Annotated in this window: 5 protein-coding genes; all 5 read right to left on the minus strand. The window is 50.9% G+C overall.

Going from position 1 to position 6,574, the window contains the following annotated elements:
- Nucleotides 1–29 precede the first annotated feature (29 nt).
- Nucleotides 30–1,319, minus strand: coding sequence for a serine--tRNA ligase (gene serS / locus IAE55_RS33005; RefSeq protein ID WP_089549444.1), 1,290 nt, complete (start codon nt 1,317–1,319; stop codon nt 30–32).
- A 225-nt stretch (nt 1,320–1,544) separates the two neighbouring features.
- The gene (gene pdxT / locus IAE55_RS33010; protein WP_076176927.1) at nt 1,545–2,123 is read right to left on the minus strand and encodes a pyridoxal 5'-phosphate synthase glutaminase subunit PdxT; all 579 of its coding nucleotides are present in this window, start codon (nt 2,121–2,123) and stop codon (nt 1,545–1,547) included.
- 19 nt (nt 2,124–2,142) lie between these two features.
- A complete protein-coding gene (gene pdxS / locus IAE55_RS33015; RefSeq protein WP_076176926.1) occupies nt 2,143–3,024 on the minus strand; it encodes a pyridoxal 5'-phosphate synthase lyase subunit PdxS in 882 nt (293 codons plus the stop codon).
- A 117-nt stretch (nt 3,025–3,141) separates the two neighbouring features.
- Nucleotides 3,142–4,464 (minus strand): D-alanyl-D-alanine carboxypeptidase family protein, encoded by a 1,323-nt coding sequence (locus IAE55_RS33020; protein ID WP_200634923.1) that lies wholly within the window; start codon nt 4,462–4,464, stop codon nt 3,142–3,144.
- Nucleotides 4,465–4,687: 223 nt separating this feature from the next.
- Nucleotides 4,688–6,145: an IMP dehydrogenase gene (gene guaB / locus IAE55_RS33025; protein ID WP_200634922.1), complete on the minus strand. Its 1,458-nt coding sequence runs from the start codon at nt 6,143–6,145 to the stop codon at nt 4,688–4,690.
- Nucleotides 6,146–6,574: the final 429 nt, after the last annotated feature.

Consider the following 6,574-nt stretch of genomic DNA (forward strand, 5'->3'; position numbering starts at 1 on the left):
AAATATATTACCACAGTTTAATGCTAATATCAACCCTGGCTTTTAGGGACAATAACTTTAACATTGCCCATATAAGGCTGAAGCACATCCGGAACGACCACGCTGCCGTCCGCCTGCTGATAATTCTCCAGAATGGCCGCCACGGTCCGTCCTACGGCGAGTGCCGAACCATTCAACGTATGCACAAACTCAGGCTTGGCCTTAGGCTCAGGACGGAAACGGATATTAGCACGCCGTGCCTGGAAGTCCTCTGTATTCGAGCAAGAGGAAATCTCCCGGTAAGCACCGCTCTCAGGCAGCCAAACTTCCAGGTCGTACGTTTTTGCCGCAGAGAAGCCCATATCTCCTGTGCTGAGCGCCATCACGCGATACGGCAGCTTCAGCAGCTGCAGAACGCGCTCGGCATTTGCCGTCATTTTCTCAAGCTCTTCATAAGAGGAATCTGGATGCACAAGCTTCACCAGTTCCACTTTATTGAATTGATGCTGGCGGATCAGACCACGTGTATCACGTCCGGCCGAACCGGCCTCCGAACGGAAGCAGGAGCTGTAAGCCACGAAGTGCTTCGGCAGATCCTCCACCGATAAAATCTCATCACGGTAATAGTTGGTCACCGGCACTTCAGCGGTCGGGATCAAATAGTAGTCCGTGTCACGGATTTTAAACAGATCCTCTTCAAACTTCGGAAGCTGTCCGGTCCCGCGCAGGCTGTCTCCATTGACGATATAAGGTGGCAGCATTTCCTCGTAGCCGTGCTCGCTGCTGTGCAAATCCATCATAAAGTTAATAAGCGCACGCTCCAGACGGGCACCGAGCCCCTTGTAGAACGTAAAACGCGAACCGGTAACCTTGGCTGCTGCTTCGAAATCGAGAATGCCCAGGTCCTGGGCCAGATCCCAGTGGGCTTTTGGCGTAAAATCAAACGTTGTCGGTTCCGACCACCGGCGCAGTTCCACATTGTCTTCTTCGGACTGGCCGACCGGTACCGATTCGTGCGGAATATTCGGAATGGCCATCGTCAGATCAGAAATAGACGCCTCCAGTTCGCGCACTTCCTCGTCCATCGCTTTGATCTGGTCGGAAACCTGACGCATCTCCAAAATGAGCTCGTCGGCGTTCTCCCCGTTCTTTTTGCGCTTGGCCACTTCACCGGAAACAGTGTTGCGGCGGTTTTTCAGCGCCTCGCTCTCCTGCAGCAGCTCCCGGCGGCGGGTATCCAGCTCGGGAAATCCGGCGATCAAATCCAGCGATTTGTTCCGGTTTTTGAGTGCCTGCTCCACTCTCGCGAAATCACCGCGTAATATTTTCACATCCAACATTGGACAATTCCTCCTAAAAAGAAAAACGTCTTATGCGACGTACTTCCATGATGAGACCTGCTTGAATCAAAAAACAACCCTGACCCCTTGAAAGGTATCCTCAGACCGCCGCTCAGGCCGCCAACCGAGGAATACCTTTTACCTAAAGCTTACCCAGGGGGCAGCGTTTAGATATCATCAAAAGAGTCAAGGTGTCATCGTGTTACCATCGTTTATCCTGCTGATTTAAGACGCTTGACTGGCTTTTACCATATCCACAAAATACTGATGGAGCCGGTAATCATCCGTCAGTTCGGGGTGAAACGAAGAGGCGAGCAAATGGCCCTCTCGCGCGGTCACAATCTCGTCGTTATAGGAGGACAGTACGTCGACTCCATCGCCCACACTGCGGATCAGAGGAGCACGGATAAAGACGGCACGAACCGGCTCCTCAATCCCCTTGACGTCCAAATCTGTTTCAAAGCTCTCCCGTTGACGCCCAAAAGCATTGCGCGCCACGGTGATATTCATCAGCCCCAAGTGGGGCTCTTCCTGGCCTTCGATCGACTTCGCCAGTACGATCAATCCGGCACAGGTGCCGAAAATCGGCTTGCCTGCATCCGAAAATTGGCGAATCGCTTCAATAAACCCGTATTTCCGCATCAGCTTGCCGATGGTCGTACTTTCGCCGCCAGGGATAATCAGGCCCTGAACTTGCTCCAGTTCCTCTACCTTTTTAATGGCGATGCCTTCGGCGCCGGCCAGCTCGATGCTGCGAATATGCTCTGCTACGGCACCCTGAAGCGCCAGTACCCCGATTTTCATATGTCCAGCCTTCTCTCTCTTACCAGCCGCGGTCCGACATCCGCTCAGACGGGCTCAGCTTCGAAATCTCAATACCTTTCATTGGCGCACCCAGGTTTTTGGATACTTCGGCAATCAGCTTGTAGTCTTGGTAATGCGTTGTTGCTTCCACGATCGCGCGGGCAAACTTCTCTGGATTATCGGATTTGAAAATACCCGATCCCACGAATACCCCGTCGGCTCCCAAATGCATCATCAGCGCCGCGTCAGCTGGAGTAGCCACGCCGCCCGCAGCAAAGTTAACGACCGGCAGCTTGCCGCTCTCGTGCACACCAAGCAGAAGGTCGTATGGTACGCCAAGGTTTTTCGCTTCGGCATACAGCTCGTCCTTCGACATGCTTTGTACTTTACGGATTTGACTGTTGATCAGACGCATATGACGAACGGCTTCAACGATGTTGCCTGTTCCCGGCTCGCCTTTCGTACGAATCATCGATGCGCCTTCGCCGATGCGGCGCAGCGCTTCTCCCAGGTCTTTGGCGCCGCAAACAAACGGCACGGTGAAGTCCCATTTGTCGATATGAAATACTTCATCGGCAGGCGTCAGAACTTCGCTCTCGTCGAGGTAGTCTACGCCGAGGGATTCAAGCACTTTCGCTTCCACATAATGACCGATACGGGCTTTCGCCATAACCGGAATCGATACGACTTTCATAACCTCTTCTACGATCGTAGGGTCAGCCATACGCGCTACACCGCCGGCAGCACGAATATCTGAAGGAACGCGTTCCAATGCCATGACGGCCGTTGCGCCCGCAGCTTCAGCGATCTTTGCCTGTTCGGCATTCATGACGTCCATGATGACGCCGCCTTTTTGCATTTCAGCCATACCTCTTTTAACTCTCGAAGTTCCCGTTTCCAATGGTTTACGCCTCCCGAAATATATATCATGTAATCCGCCCTTGCCTATGGATGGCAGGATGGTTGCATACTCTGCAGAGCTGCTTTTGTGGACTAAAGCAAAAATCTTATATTGATCTTAAAAAAGATTTTTGATTCCGTCAAATAAATCACCAAACATTTCCTTAATGGCGCGGAAGAACAGGCGCAACCAGCTGCCCTTCTCCACTTCGTCCGATGTGATCAAATTGACGGTTTTCGTCTGAGGCTTATCAATCCCATCTACTTTATAGGTATAAGTGATGGTACCGACCTTGGTTCCCTGCTTGATCGGAGCCACAAGCTTGTCCGCCGGCTCAAGCTGAGTTTTGAAGGTAACGCCTTTGGCATCGGAGCCTTTAGGTACCATAAAGGAGACCGGGGCATCCGTTACGACGCCGACCGAAGTCTTGACGCCTTTTTTGACCTCAACGGAGTCCAGACCTTCAACCTTGGATTTGCCGGCCACGGCCTGCTTGATCTCAAAGTTGTTGAAGCCGTAATCAAGCACCTTCCGGGTCTCGGTAAAGCGCTGTGCTTCCGATTTCGTTCCCATGACGACGCTGATCAGGCGCATCCCATCGCGTTCGGCCGTTCCCGTAAAGCAGTTGCCGGCGTTATTGGTATGACCCGTCTTAAGGCCGTCCAACCCCGGGTAGGCGTAAGCCTTAAAGTTCGGAATATCCTTATTAGTTTCAAGCATCCAGTTCCAATTGATGATCGGATTTTTGTCGCGAGGACGGAATTTATAGGATTGGATGGCCGTGAACTCAGCAAAATCCGGATGGTCGAGAACGATATGCTTGCCCAGGAGGGCAGCGTCCATCGCGGACATGACCGTCTCCCCTTCAGCCGTAGGGCGATACTTTTCAGGCATATCCGCACGGTCAAGCCCTGTGGAGTTGATAAAGTGGGCTGTCTTCATCCCAAACTTCTTGGCCGTTTCATTCATCAGCTTGACGAATTCCTGTTCAGACCCGGCTGCATATTCAGCTAGTGCTACGGTGGCATCATTCGCCGAGCCTACCGCCATCGCTATGTACAATTCCTTTACGGTATGTTGATCCCCTTCTGCAAGAAAAATACGCGAACCAATGGTTTTTTCCGCATTTTCCTTTACTGTAACGACATCGTCCCATTTAAACTTGCCCTTTTTGACCATATCCGTGATGAGATACTCGGTCATCATCTTGGTCATACTCGCTGGCGGCAGTGGTTGATCTGCGTTCACCGACAAGAGGACTTGCCCTGTCGTTGGTTCGATCAACACGGCGGATTTCACTTGAAGCTGCAAAGACGATACGCTTGGCACCTTGCTGGCCGTAGTAGTCGATGCGGTATTCGTAGTGGTCGTTGTTGCTGTTGTTCCCTCGGCCAAAGCCATGGCCGGTAGAGCGGACAGCATTAACATATTCAATAGCATAACCGAGGCTACGCTCTTTTTGACAAAGTGACGTTTGCGTTTGTGCGAAGATGGTTTCCCCAACTTGCTCCATTTCTTACTCAATGAATTGTTAACTCCCCTCTTGCCCTTAAATCTTACTTGTCTATTCTAACACAGGGTATACTGCAAAAAAAGACAGACAGGCCTAAATTAGGCCTGTCTGTACAAGAAGATGTTGGTTTTGTGCAAACCGTGTCGAATATTACAACGAGTAGTTTGGAGCTTCCTTCGTGATCTGCACGTCGTGCGGATGGCTCTCACGAAGACCCGCACCCGTAATGCGGATAAATTGGGTATCTTCACGCAGCTCCTGCAGGTTTTTCGTTCCGCAATAGCCCATACCCGAGCGGAGACCGCCGATCAATTGGTGAATCGTGTCGGACAAAGGACCTTTGTAAGCGACGCGGCCCTCAATTCCCTCCGGAACGAGCTTCTTGTCGTCATCCTGGAAGTAACGGTCCTTACTGCCTTGTTTCATAGCACTCATGGACCCCATACCACGGTATACCTTGTAGCGGCGGCCTTGGTAAATTTCCGATTCCCCAGGGCTCTCTTCCGTTCCTGCAAACAAGCTTCCCAGCATAACGGCATGGCCCCCGGCTGCAAGTGCCTTTGTAATTTCACCGGAGTATTTGATACCGCCGTCTGCGATGATCGGCACTCCATATTCTTTGGCTACCGAAGCACAATCGTAAATCGCTGTGACTTGCGGCACGCCGATACCGGCAATAACGCGCGTCGTACAAATGGATCCAGGTCCGATGCCGACCTTGACAACCGAAGCACCTGCTTCGATCAGGTCGCGTGTCGCCTCGCCCGTAGCCACGTTGCCTGCAATGATCGTAAGATCCGGGTACAAGCTGCGCAGATGGCGAACCGCATCCAAGATGTTGATATGATGGCCGTGTGCGGAATCGACGACGATGACGTCAACGCCGGCCTTGACCAGAGCTGCGGCCCGATCCAAACCATCCTTGGAAATACCGATAGCCGCGCCTACAAGAAGACGTCCTTGCGCATCTTTTGCCGCATTCGGGAACTGAATGGCTTTCTCAATATCTTTAATGGTAATAAGACCTTTTAATGTGTTGTTCTCATCAACCAGGGGCAGCTTTTCGATTTTGTGCTGCTGCAGAATGACTTCCGCCTCTTGAAGCGTCGTACCTACTGGGGCAGTTACCAGATTTTCGCGAGTCATCACTTCGGAGATCTTAATGTTGTAATCATGAACGAAGCGCAGGTCGCGGTTTGTAAGAATACCGATCAGTTTGTTATGCTCGTCCACAATCGGAACACCCGAAATCCGGAATTTCGCCATGACCTGTTCGGCATCGGATACGAGATGATCGGCTGTCAGTGAGAAAGGATTGGTGATAACGCCGCTCTCGGAACGCTTAACCCGATCCACTTCCTCCGCTTGCTGTTCAACCGACATATTTTTGTGAATAATGCCGATGCCGCCTTCACGTGCAATCGCAATGGCCAGGGCAGCTTCCGTTACCGTGTCCATCCCTGCACTGATCAAAGGAATGTTCAGCTTAACCGAATCGCTTAATCTCGTGGACACATCGACTTCCTTTGGCAGCACTTCGGACTTCCGAGGTACCAGCAAAACATCGTCAAACGTAAATCCTTCTTTAGCAAATTTTTGTTCCCACACTTCGTAATTTCCCCCTCATTTGTCATGTAATGTATTTGTTAAAATCCTTATGCAACAAGGCTTGAAAATCGTTTCTGAAAATATATTATTGCCATCTTAGCAAAGCCCACTCGAAGCTGTCAAGGTAATCAGTCTGGTAAAAATGAGAGGAATCGCCCTTGTCTTGCAGGGGCAAATACATGTCCACTTGAAGCGGACAACATAAGTAAAAGACATCCCATTGGTGGGATGTCCAAAATTGTTCGGGTTCATACATGAAACTGGGGAGGAACTACCTTTAGGTAGACATGGCCCTGAATAGTATCAAAAATAAAACATTCCAAACCAAAGGTTTGAATAAAACAAAAAAACCACCGTTGATATTCATCAACAGTGGTTCTTCGCTTGGCAACGTCCTACTCTCCCAGGACCCTTCGGTCCAAGTACCAT

It is taken from the genome of Paenibacillus sp. S28, assembly GCF_016624415.1.
GTDB lineage: Bacteria > Bacillota > Bacilli > Paenibacillales > Paenibacillaceae > Paenibacillus_AQ > Paenibacillus_AQ favisporus.

Excerpts from the sequence above, each read along its gene's own strand:
- IAE55_RS33020 (WP_200634923.1), bottom strand. The coding sequence starts at position 4,464 with ATGCTATTGAATATGTTAATGCTGTCCGCTCTACCGGCCATGGCTTTG.
- pdxT (WP_076176927.1), bottom strand. The coding sequence starts at position 2,123 with ATGAAAATCGGGGTACTGGCGCTTCAGGGTGCCGTAGCAGAGCATATT.
- serS (WP_089549444.1), bottom strand. The coding sequence starts at position 1,319 with ATGTTGGATGTGAAAATATTACGCGGTGATTTCGCGAGAGTGGAGCAG.